This window comes from Nostoc sp. JL33, from assembly GCF_017114985.1.
Taxonomy (GTDB): domain Bacteria; phylum Cyanobacteriota; class Cyanobacteriia; order Cyanobacteriales; family Nostocaceae; genus Nostoc.
This window is the reverse complement of record NZ_JABXKP010000064.1, coordinates 17210-40430: the sequence shown is the minus strand read 5'-3', so window position 1 is coordinate 40430 and position 23221 is coordinate 17210. Positions and strand designations below refer to the sequence as shown.

The following is a 23221-nucleotide window of genomic DNA, read 5'->3' as shown; positions in this document are numbered from 1 at the left end:
GAAATAAATTTCAGGGCTAATAGCCCAAGTCCATTAAAATGGACTAAAACTATTTTTTAGTATTCTTCAGAAGGCTTTAGATGGTAACATTCGGTTTATAGCTCCTGTGCGATTAAGGGGAATACATTCGTCGCATCATGCCCATACCCATTGTTGTTTTTCTGCCGACACCACTATATAAAGCAAAGTCAGCTAAGGCATTGATTTGCTTAATTTGTATTGGTTCAATTTCTCCCAAAATCTTATAGGTAACTTCGCCAACGATGCCGATAAATTTGCTGCGAGAATCAGCTAATATTTCTGTGTGAATATTGACAAATGAGGGAAATATTGACTCGATCGCAATCTGAGTAAATTCTATACCACTGTATTTATTCCACCGCGAAAGTAAGGAATTAAACACAGATTCTCTGGTAGGAAGTGTAGTATCATACTGTCCTTGACGGAAGGCGGTAGGCGTGGAGAAGCTAAGGTTAATGGAGGAATTGCGTAGGCGTAGCCCGTCGCAGACATCGCTAGCTTCTTCGTATAATTGAGCATAAGTACTGGCATTTGCCCAAGGTTGAATAGATTGGGGTGTACCTTGAATGCTGGTAATATACAAGTCAGCCGGGCCAAGATGCCAAGGGCGATTGGGATTAAGATTTAGCCAGAGTTGGGTAAGTTTGCTAAATAGAGTGTCATCTAATAAAGAGATGCGCCACCAACAAGGAGTTCCGGCGGGAATGGGTTGTTGATGTGAATATTGCAATTTAGATCCGCCCTTACCTCCCTTCAAAAGGGGAGAGTTTGTATTACTAATTTGCAAGGGAGAGAGGGTGAAAGCTTTGTCAGCAGTGGAATCGTGCAAGCGATCGCCTAATGTGCTATCTACAGAACTAACGAGGGTTAAAAATAGGGCGTGGAGATGTCTACCTGTGAGATACTGTGGTGGAATGGGCGATTGAGGTAGCAAATTCAACACTAAACTATGAGGCATACTTTTTCTTTTTGGTTGTAGACTGAGTGATTCTTGACTCTACAGTGAACTCAGGAATTTCCTGGAGTTCAGCTTCACTCAAACTATACTGTTCACAAACTAAACTTAAGCGATTTCCTGGGGTTTTGACAGCGTTAACCGAATGGGTTAAATCACCTTGAAAATAAACTAAAGTATTAATTTGGGGCTTAATTTGCCCAAGTTGGCGTTTGTGCGATCGCAATACCAGTTCTCCCCCTTCCATATCTGCTGGTACGCGCACATAGAGGACACTTACAACCGCAGGCGGTTCAATGGTTTTGGAGTAGGAACGTAAGGAGCGATCGATATGCGGATCGACGCGGGAGCCTTCTTTTAGCTGTAAAGGATTGAGGTAAAAAGCATTACAATTGGGCTGGAGAGCCAAATCTAGGTAAGGCTTGAAGTAGGGAAACTGTTGTTCTACTTTTGCTAATCCAGAACGCTGAAATACTACGGAAAATCCTTTAGTGGCGACAAAATCGCGGTTGAGGTTGTTGATAGCAAAGTAAGGACAAGCTTGGATTTCTCCCCACAAGTTGTTTAGGTAATCGCTGGGGAAAGCGTTGGATTGTTGTTGATAGTGTTTCACGATGGGTGTGGGGAGCGTACAGAACTAACAGGGGTTAAAAATTGTAGCGTAATTTGTCACTGGGGAAAAGGTTAAAGACTGTGCAGCATAGATAGTAAAATCATTTTAAACTGAAATAAACACTGGATGGGGAGCTAGAGCGATGAGAATTGATGATTACAATGCAGCAAAGGCACTTACTGAAAAATTAAAAGAGAGCTTACCAATTAAAACACGGGCTGGAAAGGAGTTTTTGAAGACATTAAAGCAAAAAGGAGAAGAGGCTGATCCAGACAGAGAATTTTAAATTGATTTCGTTGCCTATTCAGGAGATGAAGGTGGGATTATGTGCGGACTAAAAGAGCCAAATAATCCCGAAAGTGAAGAGAAATATTTTGCTTCACTCACCCACCTAAAAATTGACTCTGATCATCCTCTAGCGGCTGAAGTGCAGGCTTACCAACGCCAGCGAATACGTAAGTTAATGTTACAAGATTCCAGAGGTTTTAAAGTCGAGTTAATGACTATAGAGCCTCGGAAAAATAAAAGCCGTGGGAAAGGTTTTGGGAAGTGATTAACTCCGAAAACGATATTCTATTAGAACTGGAATTTTTAAGTTTTGAATGCCATCAAATTGATAGTATTGACCTCGCATTTGGACATTCTGAATTAAGCTAACTGGAGGCATATTCACAACATCATAGCTAATCACTTGGTTAGTGAACATCACATCTAAAGGATTTAATGGATGTGTACAAGTGAATATACCTTCAGAAATTTTATGTTTCGGTAATTGTTCAACCGTCACTTCAGCCTTGCTCATCCATTTACCCAAGCGAATCCACTTTGGTAGTTTGAGTTCTTTTTGAGATATGACAAAAAACTCAAATTTGCTTTCTGCTGCTATTTCCTTTGCTCTCCCAAAACTAGGAATATTTTTCTGTGTTTTCTCCATTTCAACGTGGTAGTTGTTGTTAGCATACTTCCAGGTGTTGAGGATAGAAGAATGATTGAGCGATCGCGCCGGAGTTACATAAATTTGCTGTTGATTGAGTGGCGTTAAATGCTCCTCATATTTTGGCACTTGTTCGGGGCAAAAATAGCGATAAGAATGTTCTTCAGCAACGGTAGTAGAGTAGAATTTGCTATCAACTAAACCCAGTGCATAACAAAGAGCATAATTGTGAATTATTGCTTCTGTTTCATACAATCGCCCGATTTCACGAGTTGCGTAATAGAGGCTGTCATGAAGTTCTATTTGACAACGGTAAATAAACACCATATCGCTTACTCCGTTGCAGCAACAGCTTTCTTATTATTCTTGGTATCTTTCTTAGGGTCTTTCTTACCTGATTTAAGAACCCATGTTTGAGCATAAATAGATGATTCAGCATTTGCTTGGCTCAACATTTCTTGCAATCGAGTTTCATCACTGGTGATAGACTTCACTTCACTCAAAAGTTGTGTGAAGGATGCACCAACAAAATCAGTATGAGAAATACACTCTTGAGACATTAGAGCAGTAATTGCTTGTGTAGCCGCCTCTAAAACCTCGTCTTCATTGAGCGGATCAGGAGGATTAATTTGCTTAGGAGTTGCATTGCTCATTACGTCATATATCTTTTGAGTCCAGAGAAGATTACTAACAATCTCACCATCAGCGAAAATGACTCCAACTAACTCATTACGTACTCTACCAGTGCGGGTAGTCTGCGCTCCGTAATGGCGTGTTCTCAGAATATTATTGAAAACGTAGAGAAATCCAGCTTCAGTGGGATCTTTGAGCGTGACAATACTGGGAAAAAAGACTTGAGGTAAGATATGGTCTTGACTATTAATACGGCTGGTTACTTCCCCTTGACGGCTCATCGTCCCATTTTCAAAAGGTGCATTGAGGGTAAAGTTAAGGTGAGAATCATCAAAGGGTGTAATAGAGTATGCTGTGTCTACAACTACTTTCGACTTTTCAGAACCGGAATCACCAATAGCAAAACCGTAGAGAATACAATCAGGAGTAGTTTTGCTGAAATCTACGTTGTAGTCGCATTTTTCCCAGTCACCAATTTTGTAGTTACGTAATAATTCTCTACCTGTTAAACGTTCTGGTGTAGACTGCTTGCGCTTAAACATTGCCAATCGGCTAATAGGTTCTTTGTTTTCAATTCCAGCACGTACTCTGGCTTTATTAAGTTCACCATCTGTCTGAAATAAAGGATAAGATTCTGTAACGCGAATAGTAATGAAATGAACATATTTCCCCATTGGTTTAGCAGGGATTACATCGTGGAAAAATTTAGAATCGAGTGTTTTCAATAATTTCATGGTTTGATTACTCCGATTTAGTTAGTTGGAAGAAAAGAATAAATTAGACTGATGCTTCAAGTTCTAATTCAGGAATATCATCAGGCTCATCTTGCGGACGTGCTTTACGTTCTTCATCATCTGCAAGGCGATAAAGGTATTCACAGGTATCTCTAATTAGGTTGAGTTGAGTACCTGCTAAACGTGCGCGATCGCTTTTAAAACTTCCCTCAAATATTTCTTTTACAAAATACTTAGAAAACTCATAAACTGCTTGACGTTCTTCTTCGGAAGTTAAGGCAGGTTTCCACTTACCATCAATTAAAGTTAATGTTGGTTTTCCTTCAGCCGCTCTCCGTCGCACATTATTCATCAGCTTGGCTAGACGAGCCGCTACCACATCTATTAAAGAATCAGTGTCACTAGCCATAGATTTATCAATTTTTAAAATTACATCAGCAGCCTCATCAATTGGTTTGAGAATTGCATTAGCTTTGGCATATTGACTTTTAGAGCGATAAAAACGACGGTAGAGTTCTGTTAACTTACGCAGTTGATTCACAGCTTTTCCTCCTGGTTCAAAATAGTGATAAAAATCCAAGTATAGGCGAACTTTCGCCATAGGTACAGAATCAATTTTGTCTTGCTTTCGCAACCATTTATTAAGGTAATAAAACACATAAAGAGGACTGGTTTCTAAATCCCGTGCCAAATCTGCTAATTTTCCCCAATCTGGATCGCCATCCTTTTTACGGTTAACTTCCAAGTGAATAGAGTAAGCAGCAGTGAGAGCATTGAGGGGAGAAAATTCACGTTTTTCTGAACTACGAGGTAGAATGCTATCTAAACGATAGTTATCTTTTAGAATCAAAGAACGAATCGCTTGATGTTCTCCATCAATTAAAACTGTTTGTTCAAAATCAGCACCACTAATGAAAGGTGGTACAGGTGACTCTGATGCTACAACTTTTACATCTAGAACAAGGGGTAACGCTAATGCTAACCAAGCTGGTGTTACCCAAGATTCTGTATCTGTGGCGTCTCTTCCAGGCGGTAAGCCTAAAAAGAAAAATGTCAGAGTTTCATGTTCTGGAAAGCTAATTTTAAAAGTGCGGTCATCTTCTGGCTTTAGATTTTCTTTAATCAAGAGAGAATCAACTTTTTGGTAATCTTCAATTTGAAACTTTGCAACTTGATTTTCTGCGATAAAATGCTTACGCATTTCGGCATCAAACCGAGTTCGAGAAAATTGATTGTAAGCCTTTTGCAAAAATTTATTGGTTTCTGGGGTAAAAAAGTAAGTTGGGTAAAGGTAGAGATAGCGATATTTGCGACCTTCAAAATCTGCTCCTACGGCATTTGTTTGGTTCATCAAAATTTGTCTCAACATAATTTCAATTGACCAGATTGAGCAAATTTGCCGTTTAGCAGCTTGAGCATTAAATAAAATCTGACGGTTACTGTAGACTTGAGGAGCAAATAAAGTCGCTGATTCCATCTGTTCAGTTACAGTATATGAAGAACTAGAAATTGCACAAACATTTTCTCGTCCTCTACCCGTAATTTTGGCGGCATTATAGCGTTTAAGTTCAACTAAAAATGAGTCCGGTGTTGGTTGTATAACTGCGCCTGTAGGTAAAGAAATAACTTGACTGACATAAGTTTTTAAGTCATCCCAGCCATCGGGCATATCCTGAAAATCTGCTAAAATTGGTCTAATAAAAGCAGCAGCATGATTCACCATCCCTTTCATAACTTCCAGAATTTGAGCAAAGCTTAATCCTGAATTATTGCAAAAGTATTGCGCTGCTATGTAATACCAATCAAGAGGTACACCACCTGTTTTTTTCAAAGATTGAATTTCTCTGATAGCTGGAATTTCTGCTGATAATTCTAAATATTCAGCTAGCTTTTGTGTTAAATCTAAATCAGGAATACTTTTTCTCTGATTTTTTGCTAGTTGTTTCTGCCAATCATTAACTTTTTCGCACCAACTACCCCAAATTCCTCGACACAAAACATCACCAAATTCTGCCAAGCGATCGATGCGGATTTCATTAGGAATTTGTAAATTTAAGTGTGCTGATAGTTCGCCTTGTGCTTGATAATTTAGCAAGCTTTCGCCTCGCTTATCAGCAGAAGCAGGTTTTGAGTCTGGAAGTAGCCGAGAAGCAGCATTAATACTAACTTCCATTAATTCAACTACATCAAAAAATAACCAGTAATAATCTGCAAATTTTAATCCTTTACCACCACGATTAAAACCTGTCTGTCTTTCCTTCAGTTTCTCGGCACATAAGTACTTTATTTTGGCAATAACTTGTTCAGGAATTTCATCAGTTGTAATTGGAGGAGCATCAACAGTAGCTAAATAAACAACACCATCAGGTAAATAGAGTAATGATGTATAAAAATCTTCAGGATGTGCTGCAATTAAAGCGTTATTGAAAATATTTGTGAGAATTCCACGATTTTCTGAAAGGGAATGATAGGTAAGTTGTAATTGATGATTGCTTAATCTTGCAAGCAACGTAGGTAAACGCCCATTTTCTACATCTCTCGGATGTTTAATGACTGAAGCAAATAAATCAGATAGTGAAACTAAGTCAATCAAAACCTGTCTAATTCTGCTATCTAGTCTTTCATCATCTAAAGGTTTTAAGCCACGAGTAATTAAACCTAAATCCGAATCATTTTTAACTCCTGCATTGCTGCTAATTTCAATAATGTCATCGATAAGTTCTTCCCATTGTTCGCCTAGTAAGTGGTATAAGCCAAAATCTAAAATCTTTTTGGTAATGTATTCACGTCCCAAATTCGGAGCATCTTCTTTTTTTGGGGGTTTTTCTTCCCAATTGCGAATGATAAAATTTTCTTCTAACCAATCTCGATAGTCAGGAAATTTTTCATAGTCATGCAACAAATAGGAAACAATAAATACAGAGGATTGTAAATCTTCACAATTACGCTTAACTGGGTTTGTGCCTATTCCTTCTGCTTGTAGCTTCTTCAAAATTCGATAGCTGGGAAATAGACCATTAAGTAAGTGAGCAAGTATAGATTGATCGCCAGCGTTGTCTCTACGAACAGGATTTTTACCTGCGGCTACGCGTTTGGCATTTATAATTTCTATCGTGACTTCAAAGAATTTACCTCCTTTAGCGGTTGCGCCTGCTAACTGCCGAATTAAATTAGGTAAGACATAATCTGCAAATTTTTCTAGGATGCGATCGCCTTCATTTCCTTTTGCCTTTTTTACAGCTTCTTTAAATAACCGAATTGTGAGAAGTTCGCGTTTGACAGGCGATTCATCATCTTCATCCTTTCCTGAATCAAAATCTGGTACTTCTTCCGGTAAATCATCATCAAATTCGTTCATTAATTTGCTTCCTCGCTTTCAATAGCTTGATATTCGAGTATTTTTCCTTGTTGAATAATCCATAATTTACCTATCACGTCGGCGGATTCTAGCCCAGTGATTAATATTTCAATAGCTTCACGCCAATCAGCAAATGTGTAGCGAGAGGCTAGACGAATAATTACAATTCCTGAATAGTTAGAGGGATTATATTTCAGACGATTTCCAAAGCCGCGATCGCAAGTAACTAAACATCTACTCTCACGGCGACAAAGATCAATAACTTCGGGATCGGGTGCAGAACTTAAGCCTTGTCCTGGTACTGTTGCAACATCGTGTCCTGCTAATTGCAATAAAGTTACAACGCGCAAGTCGATATTTTCATCTAGCTTTAATTTCACGCACTTGCTTCCTTTTTTTTTGTCAAAGGAAGTTCCACAAAAACATCCCGCGCCATTTCTGCACCGTAAGCAATGCAAGCTAGTACATCTTCTCTTTCTATGCTTGGATAAGCTTCAAGAACTTCTTCAATTGTTGTACCACCAGCTAAATAATCCAAAATTAGTGATACCCAAATCCGGTGTCCGCGAATGCACGGTTTACCAAAACAAATATTTGGATCGATGGAAATACGAGAAAGCAAATTATCTTTAGTCATTGGTAGTTCTCCAGATTTCGCGTAATTTATCTAAACAAATCCATTCGTTGTTCTTCTTCACCTCAACATACTCCCAACCATTAGCTGCACCACCCGTTACCTTTGTAGCTAAGGGGCTTGGTTTATCAAACTCTTCTCCGTCGTAAACAATAGTTCCTCTTGCAGAAATTTCTAGACTATTGATATACTCACGACCCTTTTTCTTAGCCTCTTCCCGCTTCAGTTTGACTCTAACAGCCATTCCTCGCTTAGTTATACCTGCGTCGAATAGCTGACTTAACCTCACATGAGAATGGTCTGCCTTATCTTCTAGAGTTTGATTTTCGAGATTGAGAAATAACTGCGTTGAGGATACTTCCGATTGACGTATCTGATTAACTGGTATTTGCTCAAACCACGAGTTATTTGTCTTTAAGTATTCTGGAAGCCAGTTTAAAAACAGATGACGTAAGCTTTCTGGCATCCGAGAGATATCGTCATCATTGAGATGAATGTGCATAAAAATACCTGATGAGGTGTGTTCTCATCATCTTGGCATCTTCTTCTCCAAAGATCAACTAGTTACTGTAGCTATATGATTGAGCCGTCACTGTAGCTATATGAATAGACTCGGCAGAAACAACATAGTGTAATCTATATATAAGGGGAAAGAAACGCAGTGCAGTACTGCATAAGCATAAATGCTTAAAATACCTATTAGGGATTGAAACACTGTTGCTTTCTGATTTCGAGCAAAATTCTTTCTCCTCAAGCTTTTAAGCCAATTCATCTTTCATCTCCTTTAGCTTATATTGGCAGCTGTAAGCGGTTACAGCAACTTCAACATATCCATCCTTCATCGTCTTTTGGCTTCCAATGCCAAGTTAAGGTTTCCAATAACAGCGCATCTTGTCCAAAAGTAATGGTGTAGCGGGGACTTTTATCTTCTGGCTCGTTAGTAAGAGGGTAAGCTTGAAAATGCATAGGTAATCCGAGAGTGGCGCGTAAAAAGTTGCGATCGCGGTCTGAAATGAAGCACACTAGTTTACGTTTACTCACAGCATCACTAATTTGGTTGATACCGTAGCCGTATCGTTGGGAAATCTCTAAACCTTGTAGTTCGTGTTGTTTATCTGGTAGAACTTGCACCTTACCAGATTTAGCTAATTCTCTTAGATTTCCTGGATAATAGAAGTGCCAATCTTCCCGCACATCCCGATAGCCTTTGAACTTTAAATAACACAAAGCTTTATCAAAGCGAGTAGTAATTACTCCTGCTTTCTCGGCTTTTTCCATAAAGCTATTTTTATCCCATAACTCGAAAATAAAGTTATTGAGAATACCAGGAAGATTATACATTTTAAATCTTTCTGCTTCTGGCTCATCTGGATTAGTTAAGTCATAAATTGCACAATCTAACTGGCTACTTCCCCGAAAACTTCTAGCCTCATCAATAATTTTTGTTTTTCCTTCACTCTGACAGCGATAAAACTGTGCGTTCATCTGTTTAATGCTAATTCCCAAAGCATTTTGAACACTAGTACCAAATTTCTTAGCTACCTCTGGATATTTCTCTTTGATATGATAGTTTCCTTGCAGCTTTGAATAGATATAAGCTGACTGTATACCACCCCATCGCTGAGGATATCGCTCAAACTGATTTTTAAATGTCCAAAATTTATCAATGGCATTTTTAAAACTAATGCGGTCATAAGTTTCACCATCTTGTAAAGGATGAGATTTATCTGTAAATAGCCTTGCAACAAGAAAGTTAGGTATTAAAGCGTAAGCTTGATAAGTTTCAAAACCTTTGTGTCTGCCAAGTCTACCAAACCGTTGAATAAAATTTCCTGCATCAGCAGCTTCAAAAACTAAGAAATTAATCCGAAAGTCTACACCAACATCAATTGTAGACGTACCCAAAAGTAAATCTGCTTCTGCAACTGATTGAGATTTTTCAGTTTCTCCTGTTAAGCCAGTATTTTCTCTAACCTTCCATCGTGGTTCAAAAATAGGTTTTAACTTATCTATTAGCATTTTAACTGCTGCGATGGAATTTAAAATAATTGCACCTTTGCTGTTAGGGTAGTCTTGAAAAAACTTTAAAATCACCGTTTCAGCATTTTCTTCTATCCATTTATAGCTAGAACTAAGATTAGACTCTATTCCTTGAGCAAAGCATAAGTTAATAGGTTGACTAATCTGCCGCCACCCATCATTTGAATCATCTGATGAAAATTTATAAGCTCCAACAGCAACCGGATCGATAATCTTCGGTTCTATTCCAGCTTTTTGAAAAGAACTCTTTAGGAATTCGTTAGGTGTAGCAGAAAGAAAGAGGAACTTTTTCTGATAACTACCTGTATGTTTAATCAATAGTATAGTATTTATGACGCTGGCTACTTGCGGGGATGAAAAAACATGAAATTCATCGTATATAAATAATTTATACTTTTCATCTATACGTCTGAATAACCTGTCAGGGTTATCTATTTTTCCTCTCAAGTAGTAAAAATTATGGATGTAGTGGAAAAGATCAGGATTTGTCAGCAGAATTTCATATTGAGTAGAAAAGTCTTCTATCCCATCTAGTTTGGAAGATAGTTTACCAGTAGCTATATATTTTTCCAAAATAGCCGCAGTTAAGCGATTAATTTGTGGATCTTTCTGAGGTTTAAAAATATCTTTGTATTCTTGAACCTGTTTTTCTTGATCTCTTGCTAACTCGTTTGTTGGATACATTGCTAAAGTAGATGTCCTACTTGTCATAGCCTGTAAATAAGCAGCCAAGCTTTTACCATCTCCAGTCATTGCAGTGTTGAAAATTACCTCAATACTTGGATCGCGTAATGCCTCCAGAGTTGCCACTTGATGCCAAGAGAGTGACCAATCATTAGGTAATTTCACGCCATCAGGTGTAGGGACGGTTTTAGAATAAACAGGTTTGAGGCTAATACTGTAATTTTCAGACATATCCTTGAAATTCCTATCTTAAATGCTTGATTTCTCGGAATTTTTATGCAAAAAGAATGGCAGATTTAGTAAATCTAATCCGATTTCTGCAACCAATGGTGGCAGTTTTATATATGTGCTAAATAGCACCCATAAATTTCTGCAACCATTGGTTGCAGTTTTTAAGATGTGTATAAAACATCTCCAGCCTATTTCTCGCACCATTGGTGCGAGTTTTTCACTTTACTTAAAAACTGTCCGTAACTCGTTGTTATTCCCTATAATGCCATGCAAAATAGAAGTTGCCAAGATATATCCGTATAAAAGTGTCCGTATAAAATATGAGTCGAAAAGGTCAATCTATTACACTGTCGATATCAGAACGTGATAAAGCCGAGCTAGAAGCGATCGCTCGTGAATTCGGTATGATGTGGGGAGAGGAGCCTAACATCTCTAAGTTAATTAAAGCGATCGCTCAACGTAAGTTACTCATCGGTAACAATAACGATTGGAAAGAACCACGCATCAGGGCATTACATAGATGTATCAATGCGTTGACAGACATCGGGCAAATTGAACAAGCCCAAATCATTGCAAACTTACTTCTCGAACGCAGCGAATTATCATTACCACTGCGAGGCGAAATTGAACGTTTCTTAGAGAATTTGCCCCCACCTTGGCGCTTAGAAATAGACCGCTACATCTTGCGCGAACAACCCTTTCAGCTTTCCTATCAAGATGCAGCAGAGCGTGTGTTTAATTTTACCGTTCGCTATGCCAAAATTACACCCCACGAAAAGCGGCAATATCTTGATTGCTGGTGCGAAGAGACAGAAGGAAACTTTGATATCCCAGAACTGCTTCACAACTGGAGTTTACGATTAGACAGGATTACAGAAGCTGCTGTCATGCCAATTTCTGGTGAGTGGCGATCTAATTTGGCCCAGATAGAAGTGGAAATGCATCTATTTGCTGGCTTGGCTTTTGCCTATCAAGTTAAACCAGAAGACAATATTAATGAGTGGCTACCAGATAAAGCGCGAGTTCGGCGAGTTGTTAGGCGAGTATCTAGTACATTTTGGTTTAGCCGCGAAGTCATGCAGTATGCGCCAGATTGTGTAGTGATATTACCTGAAAATGTGCGCGATCGGCTCAAACAAAAACTCCTCACCCTCTGCAATTTATACGACATCGAAACCAGGGAATAAAAGAATGCCAGAAATTAGCCGTTTTTTCGGAATTATTATCTTTGCATCAAGCCGAACTGATGGAAGACTGGGAACTCCCTAGAGACAATCAAACCTTACAGAAAACCTCCCCATTAGAGTAAATCATGCTCAAAGATATCATTGCAGTTGAACCAAGAGAAAACTATCAGCTTCACATTTGCTTTCAAGATGACGTAGAAGGAGTAATTGATATTAGTAAAATCGTTAAATTTACAGGTGTATTTGCGCCTCTGCAAGATAAAGAATACTTTGCTACAGTGTGCGTCAACCCTGAATACGGAACAATTCAATGCGAATCGGGAGCCGAGTTAGACCCAGATGTTATTTATGCTTTGATTACAAAACAGCCAATTCCACAATATCAAGTAAGTGCTATTTCAGCTAATTCTGCTGATTGAAATTACAAAACCATTAATTGAATTTTATTTGGTAGACATCCTGTCTACCAAACTTCATTATCAGTCTAATTTGAATGGTAGATATTTCTTATCATCTTTATCCAGCAATGAAAACTTCATCATCTGGAAGACGTAGCTGTTTAAACTTCATTGCCATTGTTAAAATTCCTGACAAGCCTGAAAAGAATCTATATTCTTTCTCCATATCATTACAAACAATGGTTATTGGATAAGAAATAATTCCTTGCTTGTTTAATTGAAAAACAACAGCAGCATTTGTTCTTGGGCAAATAATTACTCCTGGTAAAAGATGCCTATTAAAAGCTTGTATTAGGGGTGTGGGTCGTATTGCTCCTCCAGCACTGCGGATAATTTGGCAATTTTTGAAAGCTGTTAGTTTATTCAGTTCTGTACTGATAAATTCTTGCCAGTTACCATCAGTATAATGCAATCTGAAACTCAATTGATAAGCTTCAGTAGCGCGACTGGTGATTTCAATATAATCACCATTTTGGACAAATTCGTAATAGCGTAATAGGTGAAAAGGATCTAGTCTTGTTTCCTCCGATTCATCTAGAATAAAACCATGAGGGTCACGAATGGAAAGACTTTCAAACAGACTAGAGCGAAAATCAAATAACGGTGCATAGCTTGTACTAAAAACTTCAGCAAATTCTTTTAACTCAGCTAGTGCCTGTTCATCTTTGTTAAATAAATTTACGTATTCGTCTAAAGTTGTACGTCCAGCTTGTAAGTCATCCCAATCTTCAGAAAATTTAGCTTTGATAAAAGTTTTAACAAATGCTTGACCACCTTTGATATACTTCCAATCCTTTTGGATTTCTTTGAGACTTTTTTTTGCAATAGTTTCAGCACCTCGTAAAAGTTTCATTCTATAGCGATAATCATCCCAAGTTCTGTTTCCTTCAAAAATAGACTTTAGGGTATTGAATAACTCCAAAATCAATTTTTCCTCAGCTAAACCTTCAAGCATTTCTTCCAATTCCAACAAGGGACGGGCAATTTCTAGAAATGCTTCTGAACGCCAGTAGGCTTTTAAAAAAGGCTTATCTAAACAGGGAAGTGTTTCAAGCAAGTCTTTTAGCGCGGTACGTCCCCCAGCAGTATCTAGAGAGGTTAAACCTTCTTCCCAGGCGTTAGCAGGTAAGTAAGCAATGGCTTCTGAATCAATATTAGTTTCAGATTTACCCAAAACACGCCCAACTCTACCAATTCTCTGCCAAAATGCGGCGCGATCGCGTGCTGAAAAAATCAACCAATCTAAATTTTGCCGTTTCGGTTGAGGATGTCTTTCAAAGTTAAATCCTACATCTACAGTGCTAGTAGCCAAAATAATTTGACGCTGCATAGCCCTTTGTCTATCTTTTTTGGGTGCAGGGCCTGTAATGCGTCCGATGTAATCACCAAGTCCTTGCTGTCTTAACAAAGTTGATAGACAATCAATATTATTAAGCGAGTCCAGAATTACAGCACCATTTTCATCAGGTCTGTCTCGAAAACGTTGGACAACTTCTGCTACTAACTCTGTTAACCACTCTTCCTTACTATCTGGTTTTGGTCTTAATTCTAGATTAACTGCTGTTTGTGACGGTAAAAGATTAGTATTACCTGCTTCTCCATCAATTCTTGCTATCTTCACACCAGCTTGTTTTAAATTCTGCAATGCTAATTCACAAGCTGGTTCTGGTGTTGCTGTTAACAATACTACCTTGCGTCCGTTCTCAAAAAAACGAAAAACTTGAGAATAAGCAAGATAAAACAACATTCCTACTAGCTGTTTAGCATCGTAGAGGTGAAATTCATCAAAAATAACTGTCCAAAATTTGGTGTAAAAACTACTGGCGATATTACCTCTATCTAGGTTGTTATATGCAAAGAAAGTTGCGTAGTAAAAGATATCAGGATTTGTGACTAAAATAATGGGCGTATTAGCCCCAACATCAGGAAAAACTGTAGCTGGATTCCGTAATACGTTATACAGCTTCTCCCCCGAACGACTGCCAACTTTATCGTTAGACCAGCTTTTAATATCTTTAGCAGAAGCTGATTTGACTATATGAGGTAAGTTAGCATCACTAACAAACTTTTTTGCTGCTTCTGTTTGCTGTTCAATTAAAGCATTAGTTGGAGCAATGTAAACAGCACTTTTATTTGGCTGATGTTTTAATACTGTTAGTCCTGCGTTGGTTTTACCTGTACCAGTTGGTGCTAAATCAAGGATAATATCTGCATCCTTAGATTGTTCAAATACATCAACTTGATGCTGAAGTGCATTTCCCATAAAAGATAGTTCATCTGGCAAAGATGCACAAGCTGAAATACTGCGCGGTTCTAATTTGATAACTAATCTTTGATTACTCATTGTTACTTTCTCTACCGCAAAAATGTAACCCTGCTGGTACAACCATTTCTCCAACTTGCCAAGCAGCACCCCGAAAACGAAGATTTTTAATGATGGGTGCAGGAGGAATAGAAATTAAATCGAACGCTAAAGCCTCTATTTGCTGTGGTAAATCAGCAGCATTTAGATAATGTTGACTTTGATATTCAGCTTCTGGTAGTAAAGTTACAGGAAATTCATTAAGCACATTCACCTTGACTTTACTCATGAACTTACCAAGGCGAATATAGTTTGGTAATTGGTAATTTCCAAATACCAAAGTTTGAAATTTGTTTCTGCGTTCAATCATCCGCAGTCTTCCAGTTTGTGGAAAATTACTTGGTCTAAATGAACTTGGTTTTTTCCCTTGGCGTTGTAATGGTAAATCTTCCCGCGCTGTAGCAACACGGTTATTAGTCATTGCATACCAGTAAGAATCAGAAAGAGCATTGAAACGTTCAAATCTGAATGCCACTCTACCTACTGGTGAAGCTGGTAAGATATAACCAGCTTGTGCTATTGGTTGCAAATCTTCTTTGTAGGTTGGTCGTCCTGTAGCCTGACCTTGGAGGCGATAGGGGGAATTTACCCAACCTAAAGCATAGGTAAGAGCATAATTCCCAATTACCCCCTCAGTGTAATAGGTATCAGACAACTCCCTAGAGGCAAAAAAGACTGGTTCAAGACAGTATAATTCAACAAGTTTTGCCTGCTGAAAAGGAATTGTTGACATAACCTAAATCTCTACTTCAACTGGTGTATTCTTGACTTTAGCTTTGCCCTTTTTCTTCTCAGGCGCAATCTGACGGAAGGATTCATAGGATTGCGTTAAACGCTTGAGAAAATTATCACGTTCTGCTTCTGACCAATTAGTTTCTACATCAGTCACTAAATTTCCTAATTCCTCTTCAGATAGTTGCACAGAAACCCCTCTCTTATTTTTCCAATTAGCAATTACTTGTTTGCTAGCTGTAATTAATTGATTAATATTCAAAGGGTGTTCTAAAGGTTTACCTAATACATCATAAGTAGCTTGTACAAGTTCCAGAGAACTAGGAAGTTCGGTAATACTACCAAATACACCTAATATTTGGTTTTCCATTCGTCCAACACGACTAGAAACCGCACCGTAACGACTGGTGAACAGAATGTTACCGATGATATAGCGCAGTTCATCCGCAGTTACATCTTTTAGGGTGACGACATCCAGAAAATGCACACCTGGTTTGATGTATTCGCTAGTATTTAAAGCTGTTGAGGCGTTACCTTTTTCATCGCGCATTGTACCAGTTTCGTAGATGGCGTTTATGGTGCGATCGCCTACAACATCACTAGCAGGTAAAATACTAAAAGCATCTTCAGTCCAAATGCGACTTTTTTGAGCGCCACCCCCACCAGCAGCGAAGCCGTAAAGGAAACAATCTACACACATTTCACAAGGTGAATTAGTATTTAAAGCACAAAGAGAGCCATCTTTAGGATTGGTGTATAAAAGCTCATGCGCTCTTAAATGTTCTCGTCCGTAGCGTCTTTCTGGTGCTACTTGTTTACGCTTAGTCATTACTAAGCGTTGAATTATGGTTTTTTGATTTTCACGCTCTAAACCAGCTTGGACAAATTCGCTACACATTGGCTCACCTGAACCTTCTGTACGAAAGATAGTTTCAGAATGGGTTGTTCTTAAAACAACTAAAGTGATAAAACGTCCTTTTGGGAAATTCTCATAACTTTTTGCTAAAACTGAAGAAAGTTTTGAAATGGACATGACAAACTCCTAATTATTTAAACAGTTGTAGTTGTTTCGACAGAATCATCTACAGATTGATTTTTAAGTTGTTTACGTGCTTCCTCAAGGAAGAATAAATAAGCAGCTTCTAAAGTTTTTTGGTCAGATAAAAACTTTTCAGGACGTGCTGAATAAACCTCCTCATATAGTTTTCTTAATAGCTCGTAATAACGCTTGACCTGTTCATACTTTGTTGCACCTACGCCATGCTCACGGATACGGTCTAAGCGAGTATGATATTGCTGTATTAAAGCGGCAAAAATTACATCTAATCCCAAATAAGATTTTTGAGAACGAATAGCAGCAATAAAGGCTGTAAACGGTTCTGCTTGAGCAGTTCGTTTAAAAGAACTTCCCCAAATTTTTCCCTCTGCTGCAACTTGAGCAGCTTCTTTAAGATATTTAGTTAAGAGTAAGTTTTCATCCGGCATAAAACTCTCCAGTAAAGTATTTAACGGCTCACAAAGGCGACTCCAAATAACACTCAAATTTGGTTCGTCTTGTTCTCGCAGAGTCCAACGTAGCAAGACATAATAAAGTTCAATTTGTCTGACACAAGCACGAGCCAAATCATACAAACAATCATCAGCTTTCTGAATACTTGCAACAGATGTTGCTAGTTTGCCAATGCAACGTAGTCGCTCAAGAATTTTTTCTGCATCTTGGCGTTGCTGATATTGTCCATTTCCCAATAAAGTTTGCAGTGCAGAAGAAATTCCCTCTATTCGTCCGTAAACATCATTAGATAACTCAACTTCTAGATTGCTACTCAAGGTAAAAGGAAAGCCGATATCTAAAGACAAGGAAATTTCTAAAGCAAGCCTCAGTGATTTTAGTAAAGCTAAAGAATTATTAACATCTCCCCAAACTAAAGGAATAATCACAGATGTATGAATAAAATCAGGACGCTTTGGCAATGCTAAACCAACTACTTTGTTAGCTTTAAATTCAAGCTGGTTATCTTTATATAATTTCAATTCATCAATAGTGACAGTACCACCTTCAGCATTTGTCGCTGCAAGTTGTTTTAAAAGTTCACGCCAAATTCTCAACAGTTCTGGAGCAGAACCTTTAGGTAATGCTAAGTGCAAATAAAGCGGGTCTTGTTTTTTAACAGCAGGAAAGTTCGCCCCGACTGCCATTAATTGGTAGGCTAAAGCTGCAATTGAATCTGCTTGTCTTTTCGGTTCAGCACTGATACCACCTGGTAAGCGGTTAGAAAAAGCTTGTACTTTTGTCCCAGGAGGCATATTATCTGAAATTAGCTCATCTATATCGGTAGAAGTAGAACCTAAAGAGCATCTTTGTCTGGGATTTGCTTCTACATAAGCATTTAAATCATTGGCTCCATTTAACCGAATACCAAACGGTAAATTTACCATTCGGCTAACGGTTGCAATCATCTCTTCAGATACTTCTGTTTCTTCAGATATTTGTGTACTTTCCTTTCTTAGTTGGAAAGATTCTTGTAGAGCTTCTTTAATACCCTCAATTCCTTTAACAGCACCTTTAGCAGCAAATAAAGGTCGCCCATATTGACCATTAAACGGCTCAATTGCAGTACGCTGAAGTTCAGATATACCCGTATGATGAGCGATTTTATCCCAAACTTCTTTAGGGCTTAATCCGGCTTCTCTATAACTGAGGTAAGCTGCCTTTAAACCTTCAGATATGGCAAATTCTTCTGCATTACTTACAGGTAATAACTGAAGTTCAGCCGCTTTTATTAGTGCATCTGCACCAGCCATTTCACCCCACTTAGTTACATCTTTCGCAATCTTGTCTGATTTGTATCCAGCTTTTTTCCTTTCTAAAAGAGCCTCAACATTTACCAAAACTTCCTCAATATTTTGTTGGATGGCTTGATGAGTAACTTTAATACCATCTTTAGTAGCTCTGACAAGTCTTTCGATATTATTCCCAAAAACTTGGTCAATTTTACTTTGCCAAACAGCAGCTATTTCTTTTGTCAAATCTACATTTGCTAAAGCTTCCCCTTCAAAAAGTTCACCATCAGGGAAAATTGCTAAAGGATTTAACCCATACTTTTGTAAAACCTCTTCGCAAGCGCCGAGTAATAGGGCTGTAATATAGCCTTTGTCTTCAGAAATGCGGATTCTAAAAAGATTAGAAGGTCGATTAAATGCAATAGTCAACTTATTTTGAACTTTCCGAAAACGTTCTGCTTCTGGAATTCCTAAATCAAATAAGTCAGAACCTGTAACCATCGCCGCCCAACGGTCAATATTCTCGTCTTCGGGCAAAAACCTTGAACCATCGCTCACATGATGATCTGAATGACGTTCAATTAGTTTTCTAACTAATTCCCAGTCATCTTCTGTAACTACGAATTTTATTACACAAGCCTTTTCAAGTTGTTCTCGTAAAAATTCCTGATTTCTAGCCAGGGTTTTAACATTGCGTCCTTGGGTATCTAATTTATTCAGGTCATGTACAGCAGTTGCAGCTAGTAGCAAAGGTCTTTTATCTTCTGGGACTTCTGCAATTCGGCTAACTGTCAAAATGAACTGACACGCAGAATCAAGGTGTTCTGCAAGGGTCGTACCTTTTCTTACGCCGTACTGATGATGATGTGCATGATTTTCGTAAAGCTGGGGGCGAATTTCACTGAAATAACGCTCCTCCAACGTTTTGGGAGGAGCATTTAAAAGCCGACTGCGCTTAATCATATTGAGAGATATAAATTGTAAATAGATTTAATACCAAACTCAGTCTCACTAAGTGGTCAACAATCACCATAGTCTGTCTTAATTTCTTGTGCCACTAGTACGAGTTTTTATTGAATGAATTTTCAAGCCCTATTTTCAGGTGGGCGAATTCTGACTCTATCTAATTCAGCAGTTACAATTGCACCAGAGAATAATTCGTTTCCGTAAAGCTGAAGTACCCGCAAACAAACTATTGATTGTTCTTTGGTTGAAAGATTAACTAAGCGCAAGATACCACAGTGAGGATTTCCCCGCAGAATTGCTAACTCTCCAAAATCTTTATCAAGGGTGACTAAAATCCTACTTTCACGATAGGCGGTTGCTAAAATTTCCTCGTCACCTGGGTCTTTTGGCCAATCTCCAGACCAAACCACATCATACCCAGCCGTTTGTAAATCGGTACGCACCCTAGCATTAATGCAAGTATCTAGTAGTATTTTCACCTTGGGGACTCTATGAATAAAGGTTCAACTCGTTCATGACCAACTAACCTTCGTGCATAGACTAAACAGGCTTGTACATCTTCCCGTTCTAACCAGGGATAAGCTTCTAGCAAAGTTTCAATAGTATCTCCTACTGCTAACATTCCTAAAATATGTTCAACAGCTAGACGACGACCTCGAATAATCGGTTTACCGCCAAAGATTTGGGGGTTAAATGTAATTCTTTCTAGTAATGTTTGTTCGTTCATGGTTTATACGATGACCTCTAATACAAGGTTTACTGAAACAAATATTGGAGTCAAGGGAAATTCCTGATATTTTTGAGATGTATACTAAAGAAGCCTTGAGACTGCACGTTAATCCCTAGCAGGGATTGAAATGAAAATATGTGATCAAGGCGTTAACACGACTTCATAAATCCCTATCAGGGGTTGCAAGCTATATACTCTGGCTTTTTTCGTATCTGCCTAGCGAGTAACATTGTGTTTTTTGGTATTGAAATTATTGATTAACTTGGTATACATATAAAATAGCTATAAATACCATTTGTGTCAATAATGTAATTATAATTTATAGATGTCCAGAAAAAAAGAAACGATTACACTGTCAATTCCGCCAGGAGCTAAGGAACAACTAGAAGCGATCGCTCGCTACCTCAATATCACTTGGGGCAAACAACCGAGTATTTCGGGCTTAATAGTGGCGATCGCACAACAATCTGTAGAGGTCGGAAAGCGCTTTACGCTTGACTCTAACCAAGTTAATGCCTTACAGCAGGCAATAAAAGCTTTAAACGATGCAGGTCACATAGGAGAAGCGCAAACTGTACTTGCACTTTTGCTAGAACATGGTAATCTCGAAGCACCTCTTCGTCAATTGCTGATGAAACAACTTAGTCAACCTATCCAAGAATGGCGAAATACGATAGAAGAACTAAGTAAAGCAAAACAGCCTTTCTACCTTCTCTATTCCAACTCTCAAGGTCAGGAATTAGATTACAAAGTTCGTCACGCTGAGGTGAGGTTTTTTGAGAAACGCTTTTATCTCATGATTTGGTGCGAAGAGACAGCAGACGTAGAAAACGATATCCCAGAATTACGCGAACTTTGGCACAATCGTTGCTTAAGCTTTGAACGAATTAAGTCTATTGTCCCGACAAGTGGAGATTGGCGAGGTGAACTTGATTATGTTAAAGTGCAATTACACTTTCGAGGTTGGCTAGTCAAAGCCTATCAACCGAAAGAAGATGATATTGAAGATGACATGATTAATGATGTGCGTCAGGTGGTGCGGCGAGTAGCTAACCCTTTCTGGCTGATTCGAGAAGTATCGCGCTATTGGGAAGATTGCGTGATTGTATCACCTGCGAGTCTGCGCGATCGCCTTAAACAAAAACTCCTCACCCTCTGCAATTTATACGATATCGAAACCAGGTCTTAACTCTTTCCCTCTCCGAGTCGGAGAGGGACGGTTTTACATACTAAAAGCAGGGAGAGGTCTTTTCATCCTTGACAAAAGTACACTTCCATAAGATGCACTCATGTAACCGTTGTCTGCGATCGCCTATAGTCATCTACAATACGTAAGTAAGACAAATGACCTAATAACAAGGATTCCAGACATCAATTCGGAAAATTAAAGAAAAAAATAATTACTAATTGCTTAAAAATTCCGGTTTATTTAGCTTTGGGGTGATAAATAAAAATAATAGCGTTGAATGTCATGCTTCCTACCGCGAAGGATTACTGAAATACTTCGCTGCTTTCAGGATGACTACTGAATATCAAACAACATCTGCCGCCAATCAGTTTTTTGCTGGGGATGCTTCTTTGCGACAAAAAAAGCAGATGGATCTACATCAAAAGGCTCTACCACAAAACTTACTCTAGATGTATCTAAGTAACTATGCTGATCAAGTCTAAAGATGTCACACTATCTGAGAGCAAATTTTAAAGTAATTGTAAAGGACTTAGTGCCATTTTGGCAGGTTTCTATCAAAAATATGGGATATTAGTAGATTGTACAAATCTTTATTGTTATCCACACACTAGCTACTATCTACCGGAAGCTGCTAAGACCAAGCAAATTTGACACATATAAGTTTAAGTCATTTATGAAGTAGGAAATAATACATGGTATTATCACTGTCTTCTCATAACGTTATCCAGTATCTGCAAGACGCGGGTCTGTGTAGCTCAGAAGATGGCGCATCAGAAAAGTCTGAGTTGCCAGGAAGTAATAAGAACAATTTCGATTTACTAGTGACTCTAGCAGATAATCGGAAACTGCTCGTTAAACAAGAACGTAACGTTAACAACAATGACGCCGCGCCCCATGAATTGTTTCAGGAGTGGCTATTTCATCAGTTGCTCCAGCAGTTTCCAGTTCTCGGCAATATTTCCGCGATGGCTACGGCGGTAAACTACGCACCATTGGTAGTGCATTTTGACGAAGAAAATTCTATCCTCGTCCGCAATTACCTGAGTGAATATTGGGAGCTTGCGACATTCTACCACAACAATGATATTTTTCCACAAGAAATTGCCTCTGCGATCGGCACTACTTTGGCGGGACTTCATCGTGCAACCTTCAACCGCCGAGAATATAAGGATTTTATGGCAACTGCTCCCCAAGGAGAGTTTCGCTATGGCTTTTACAATCCGGCACAAGGGGTAGGGTCAATTGAGCCGGAGATTTTTGGGAATGTTCCCACGGATGCGCTGAAATTCTATGTTCTTTATCAACAGTACGAGAGTTTGGAATCAGCGATCGCAGATTTGGCATATGACTGGAATCCTTGCTGCTTGACTCACAACGACCTGAAATTGAACAACATTTTGGTTCATTCCAGGTGGGAGAAACTAGATAATTGCTTAGTACGACTAATTGATTGGTCAGCTTGTGGTTGGGGAGATCCAGCTTTTGATTTAGGAACTTTGCTGGCAAGCTATTTAGGCATTTGGCTCAAGAGTTTGGTAGTAGACCCCACCATTGAGTTAGAAGAATCTCTACATATGGCGTTGGTACCTTTAGAGATTTTACAACCTTCAATTATTGCCTTAATTAGGGCTTATATAAATGCTTTCCCGATGATTTTGTCATACCGCAGGGACTTTATTTCGCGCGTTATCCAGTTTGCGGGGCTGGCACTGATTCACCAAATTCAGGAGATGATTACCTGCCGTAAATACTTTAATAATGCTGACATCTGTATGCTCCAAGTAGCTAAAAGTTTACTCACTATGCCGGAGCAAGCTGTGCTGACCATTTTCGGGATATCAGAGTCAGAAATACTGAATCCTGGAGCAAAAATCCAGAAACTTCCTCAACCCGTAAAAGAGCCGCAGTTACTTCGCATTTATTACGAAAAAACTCGGCTTCGCGGTTGTTAATGGCAAGGAGCAGAAGAATTTGAAGAA

General features: G+C 38.7%; 22 protein-coding genes. 7 read left to right on the top strand and 15 right to left on the bottom strand.

Features of this window, described 5'->3' with window-relative positions:
• Positions 1 to 112: 112 nt before the first annotated feature.
• A complete protein-coding gene (gene cas6 / locus HWQ23_RS17305; protein WP_292830322.1) occupies positions 113 to 979 on the bottom strand; it encodes a CRISPR-associated endoribonuclease Cas6 in 867 nt (288 codons plus the stop codon).
• Positions 969 to 1589: a 2OG-Fe(II) oxygenase gene (locus HWQ23_RS17300; RefSeq protein WP_292830321.1), complete on the bottom strand. Its 621-nt coding sequence runs from the start codon at positions 1587 to 1589 to the stop codon at positions 969 to 971. The genes cas6 and HWQ23_RS17300 overlap by 11 nt, the downstream gene beginning before the upstream one ends.
• Positions 1590 to 1731: 142 nt before the next feature.
• Here HWQ23_RS17300 and HWQ23_RS17295 point away from each other — a divergent pair, with 142 nt between their 5' ends.
• Together HWQ23_RS17295 and HWQ23_RS17290 are read left to right on the top strand one after the other, a co-directional pair.
• The gene (locus tag HWQ23_RS17295) at positions 1732 to 1875 is read left to right on the top strand and encodes a hypothetical protein (protein ID WP_292830320.1); all 144 of its coding nucleotides are present in this window, start codon (positions 1732 to 1734) and stop codon (positions 1873 to 1875) included.
• Between the two features lie 39 nt (positions 1876 to 1914).
• Complete coding sequence (locus tag HWQ23_RS17290; RefSeq protein WP_292830319.1) at positions 1915 to 2142, top strand: hypothetical protein; 228 nt, start codon at positions 1915 to 1917, stop codon at positions 2140 to 2142.
• Here HWQ23_RS17290 and cas5d (HWQ23_RS17285) read toward each other — a convergent pair whose 3' ends face one another.
• The 7 genes from cas5d (HWQ23_RS17285) to cas3 (HWQ23_RS17255) all read right to left on the bottom strand — a co-directional run bounded on the left by cas5d (HWQ23_RS17285) (position 2143) and on the right by cas3 (HWQ23_RS17255) (position 10837).
• Positions 2143 to 2850, bottom strand: coding sequence for a type I-D CRISPR-associated protein Cas5/Csc1 (gene cas5d, locus HWQ23_RS17285; RefSeq protein ID WP_292830318.1), 708 nt, complete (start codon positions 2848 to 2850; stop codon positions 2143 to 2145).
• A 5-nt stretch (positions 2851 to 2855) separates the two neighbouring features.
• Positions 2856 to 3890: a type I-D CRISPR-associated protein Cas7/Csc2 gene (cas7d, locus tag HWQ23_RS17280; protein ID WP_292830316.1), complete on the bottom strand. Its 1035-nt coding sequence runs from the start codon at positions 3888 to 3890 to the stop codon at positions 2856 to 2858.
• Between the two features lie 43 nt (positions 3891 to 3933).
• Positions 3934 to 7248: a type I-D CRISPR-associated protein Cas10d/Csc3 gene (gene cas10d / locus HWQ23_RS17275; RefSeq protein ID WP_292830315.1), complete on the bottom strand. Its 3315-nt coding sequence runs from the start codon at positions 7246 to 7248 to the stop codon at positions 3934 to 3936.
• Positions 7248 to 7628: a DUF5615 family PIN-like protein gene (locus HWQ23_RS17270; protein WP_292830314.1), complete on the bottom strand. Its 381-nt coding sequence runs from the start codon at positions 7626 to 7628 to the stop codon at positions 7248 to 7250. Before HWQ23_RS17270 ends, cas10d begins: the two co-directional genes overlap by 1 nt.
• Positions 7625 to 7885, bottom strand: coding sequence for a DUF433 domain-containing protein (locus tag HWQ23_RS17265; RefSeq protein WP_292830313.1), 261 nt, complete (start codon positions 7883 to 7885; stop codon positions 7625 to 7627). Before HWQ23_RS17265 ends, HWQ23_RS17270 begins: the two co-directional genes overlap by 4 nt.
• A complete protein-coding gene (locus HWQ23_RS17260; RefSeq protein WP_292830312.1) occupies positions 7878 to 8384 on the bottom strand; it encodes a hypothetical protein in 507 nt (168 codons plus the stop codon). The genes HWQ23_RS17265 and HWQ23_RS17260 overlap by 8 nt, the downstream gene beginning before the upstream one ends.
• Positions 8385 to 8704: 320 nt before the next feature.
• Positions 8705 to 10837 (bottom strand): type I-D CRISPR-associated helicase Cas3', encoded by a 2133-nt coding sequence (gene cas3, locus HWQ23_RS17255; protein ID WP_292830311.1) that lies wholly within the window; start codon positions 10835 to 10837, stop codon positions 8705 to 8707.
• A 320-nt stretch (positions 10838 to 11157) separates the two neighbouring features.
• Here cas3 (HWQ23_RS17255) and HWQ23_RS17250 point away from each other — a divergent pair, with 320 nt between their 5' ends.
• On the top strand, positions 11158 to 12024 hold the full coding sequence (locus tag HWQ23_RS17250; RefSeq protein ID WP_292830310.1) for a WYL domain-containing protein: 867 nt from the start codon (positions 11158 to 11160) through the stop codon (positions 12022 to 12024).
• A gap of 125 nt (positions 12025 to 12149) precedes the next feature.
• Positions 12150 to 12443: a DUF2442 domain-containing protein gene (locus tag HWQ23_RS17245; RefSeq protein ID WP_292830308.1), complete on the top strand. Its 294-nt coding sequence runs from the start codon at positions 12150 to 12152 to the stop codon at positions 12441 to 12443.
• A gap of 97 nt (positions 12444 to 12540) precedes the next feature.
• On the opposite strand, the gene cas3 (HWQ23_RS17240) is transcribed toward HWQ23_RS17245, so the two are convergent.
• The 6 genes from cas3 (HWQ23_RS17240) to HWQ23_RS17215 form a co-directional block, all read right to left on the bottom strand.
• Positions 12541 to 14826 (bottom strand): type I-D CRISPR-associated helicase Cas3', encoded by a 2286-nt coding sequence (gene cas3 / locus HWQ23_RS17240; RefSeq protein WP_292830306.1) that lies wholly within the window; start codon positions 14824 to 14826, stop codon positions 12541 to 12543.
• Complete coding sequence (cas5d, locus tag HWQ23_RS17235; protein WP_292830304.1) at positions 14819 to 15577, bottom strand: type I-D CRISPR-associated protein Cas5/Csc1; 759 nt, start codon at positions 15575 to 15577, stop codon at positions 14819 to 14821. Before cas5d (HWQ23_RS17235) ends, cas3 (HWQ23_RS17240) begins: the two co-directional genes overlap by 8 nt.
• 3 nt (positions 15578 to 15580) lie before the next feature.
• Positions 15581 to 16609 (bottom strand): type I-D CRISPR-associated protein Cas7/Csc2, encoded by a 1029-nt coding sequence (gene cas7d / locus HWQ23_RS17230; protein WP_292830303.1) that lies wholly within the window; start codon positions 16607 to 16609, stop codon positions 15581 to 15583.
• A 17-nt stretch (positions 16610 to 16626) separates the two neighbouring features.
• Positions 16627 to 19320 carry a CRISPR-associated protein Csc3 gene (locus tag HWQ23_RS17225; RefSeq protein WP_292830302.1) on the bottom strand — a complete coding sequence of 898 codons (2694 nt, stop codon included), beginning with the start codon at positions 19318 to 19320 and terminating at the stop codon, positions 16627 to 16629.
• A gap of 122 nt (positions 19321 to 19442) precedes the next feature.
• Positions 19443 to 19802, bottom strand: coding sequence for a DUF5615 family PIN-like protein (locus HWQ23_RS17220; RefSeq protein ID WP_292830301.1), 360 nt, complete (start codon positions 19800 to 19802; stop codon positions 19443 to 19445).
• Complete coding sequence (locus tag HWQ23_RS17215; protein WP_194144152.1) at positions 19799 to 20050, bottom strand: DUF433 domain-containing protein; 252 nt, start codon at positions 20048 to 20050, stop codon at positions 19799 to 19801. The genes HWQ23_RS17220 and HWQ23_RS17215 overlap by 4 nt, the downstream gene beginning before the upstream one ends.
• A gap of 328 nt (positions 20051 to 20378) precedes the next feature.
• Between HWQ23_RS17215 and HWQ23_RS17210 the strand changes: the two genes are divergently transcribed.
• The 3 genes from HWQ23_RS17210 (at position 20379) to HWQ23_RS17200 (ending at position 23194) form a co-directional block, all read left to right on the top strand.
• Positions 20379 to 21242: a WYL domain-containing protein gene (locus tag HWQ23_RS17210; RefSeq protein ID WP_292830299.1), complete on the top strand. Its 864-nt coding sequence runs from the start codon at positions 20379 to 20381 to the stop codon at positions 21240 to 21242.
• A gap of 218 nt (positions 21243 to 21460) precedes the next feature.
• Complete coding sequence (locus HWQ23_RS17205) at positions 21461 to 21691, top strand: hypothetical protein (protein ID WP_292830297.1); 231 nt, start codon at positions 21461 to 21463, stop codon at positions 21689 to 21691.
• A gap of 243 nt (positions 21692 to 21934) precedes the next feature.
• Positions 21935 to 23194 carry a phosphotransferase gene (locus HWQ23_RS17200; protein ID WP_292830295.1) on the top strand — a complete coding sequence of 420 codons (1260 nt, stop codon included), beginning with the start codon at positions 21935 to 21937 and terminating at the stop codon, positions 23192 to 23194.
• Positions 23195 to 23221 lie beyond the last annotated feature (27 nt).

What these genes read in the sequence shown, in the direction of transcription:
- cas6 (WP_292830322.1), bottom strand. Translation starts at nt 979, where the DNA reads ATGCCTCATAGTTTAGTGTTGAATTTGCTACCTCAATCGCCCATTCCA.
- HWQ23_RS17295 (WP_292830320.1), top strand. Translation starts at nt 1,732, where the DNA reads ATGAGAATTGATGATTACAATGCAGCAAAGGCACTTACTGAAAAATTA.
- HWQ23_RS17290 (WP_292830319.1), top strand. Translation starts at nt 1,915, where the DNA reads ATGTGCGGACTAAAAGAGCCAAATAATCCCGAAAGTGAAGAGAAATAT.
- cas5d (WP_292830318.1), bottom strand. Translation starts at nt 2,850, where the DNA reads ATGGTGTTTATTTACCGTTGTCAAATAGAACTTCATGACAGCCTCTAT.
- cas7d (WP_292830316.1), bottom strand. Translation starts at nt 3,890, where the DNA reads ATGAAATTATTGAAAACACTCGATTCTAAATTTTTCCACGATGTAATC.
- cas10d (WP_292830315.1), bottom strand. Translation starts at nt 7,248, where the DNA reads ATGAACGAATTTGATGATGATTTACCGGAAGAAGTACCAGATTTTGAT.
- HWQ23_RS17265 (WP_292830313.1), bottom strand. Translation starts at nt 7,885, where the DNA reads ATGACTAAAGATAATTTGCTTTCTCGTATTTCCATCGATCCAAATATT.
- HWQ23_RS17260 (WP_292830312.1), bottom strand. Translation starts at nt 8,384, where the DNA reads ATGCACATTCATCTCAATGATGACGATATCTCTCGGATGCCAGAAAGC.
- cas3 (WP_292830311.1), bottom strand. Translation starts at nt 10,837, where the DNA reads ATGTCTGAAAATTACAGTATTAGCCTCAAACCTGTTTATTCTAAAACC.
- HWQ23_RS17250 (WP_292830310.1), top strand. Translation starts at nt 11,158, where the DNA reads ATGAGTCGAAAAGGTCAATCTATTACACTGTCGATATCAGAACGTGAT.
- HWQ23_RS17245 (WP_292830308.1), top strand. Translation starts at nt 12,150, where the DNA reads ATGCTCAAAGATATCATTGCAGTTGAACCAAGAGAAAACTATCAGCTT.
- cas3 (WP_292830306.1), bottom strand. Translation starts at nt 14,826, where the DNA reads ATGAGTAATCAAAGATTAGTTATCAAATTAGAACCGCGCAGTATTTCA.
- cas5d (WP_292830304.1), bottom strand. Translation starts at nt 15,577, where the DNA reads ATGTCAACAATTCCTTTTCAGCAGGCAAAACTTGTTGAATTATACTGT.
- cas7d (WP_292830303.1), bottom strand. Translation starts at nt 16,609, where the DNA reads ATGTCCATTTCAAAACTTTCTTCAGTTTTAGCAAAAAGTTATGAGAAT.
- HWQ23_RS17225 (WP_292830302.1), bottom strand. Translation starts at nt 19,320, where the DNA reads ATGATTAAGCGCAGTCGGCTTTTAAATGCTCCTCCCAAAACGTTGGAG.
- HWQ23_RS17215 (WP_194144152.1), bottom strand. Translation starts at nt 20,050, where the DNA reads ATGAACGAACAAACATTACTAGAAAGAATTACATTTAACCCCCAAATC.
- HWQ23_RS17210 (WP_292830299.1), top strand. Translation starts at nt 20,379, where the DNA reads ATGTCCAGAAAAAAAGAAACGATTACACTGTCAATTCCGCCAGGAGCT.
- HWQ23_RS17200 (WP_292830295.1), top strand. Translation starts at nt 21,935, where the DNA reads ATGGTATTATCACTGTCTTCTCATAACGTTATCCAGTATCTGCAAGAC.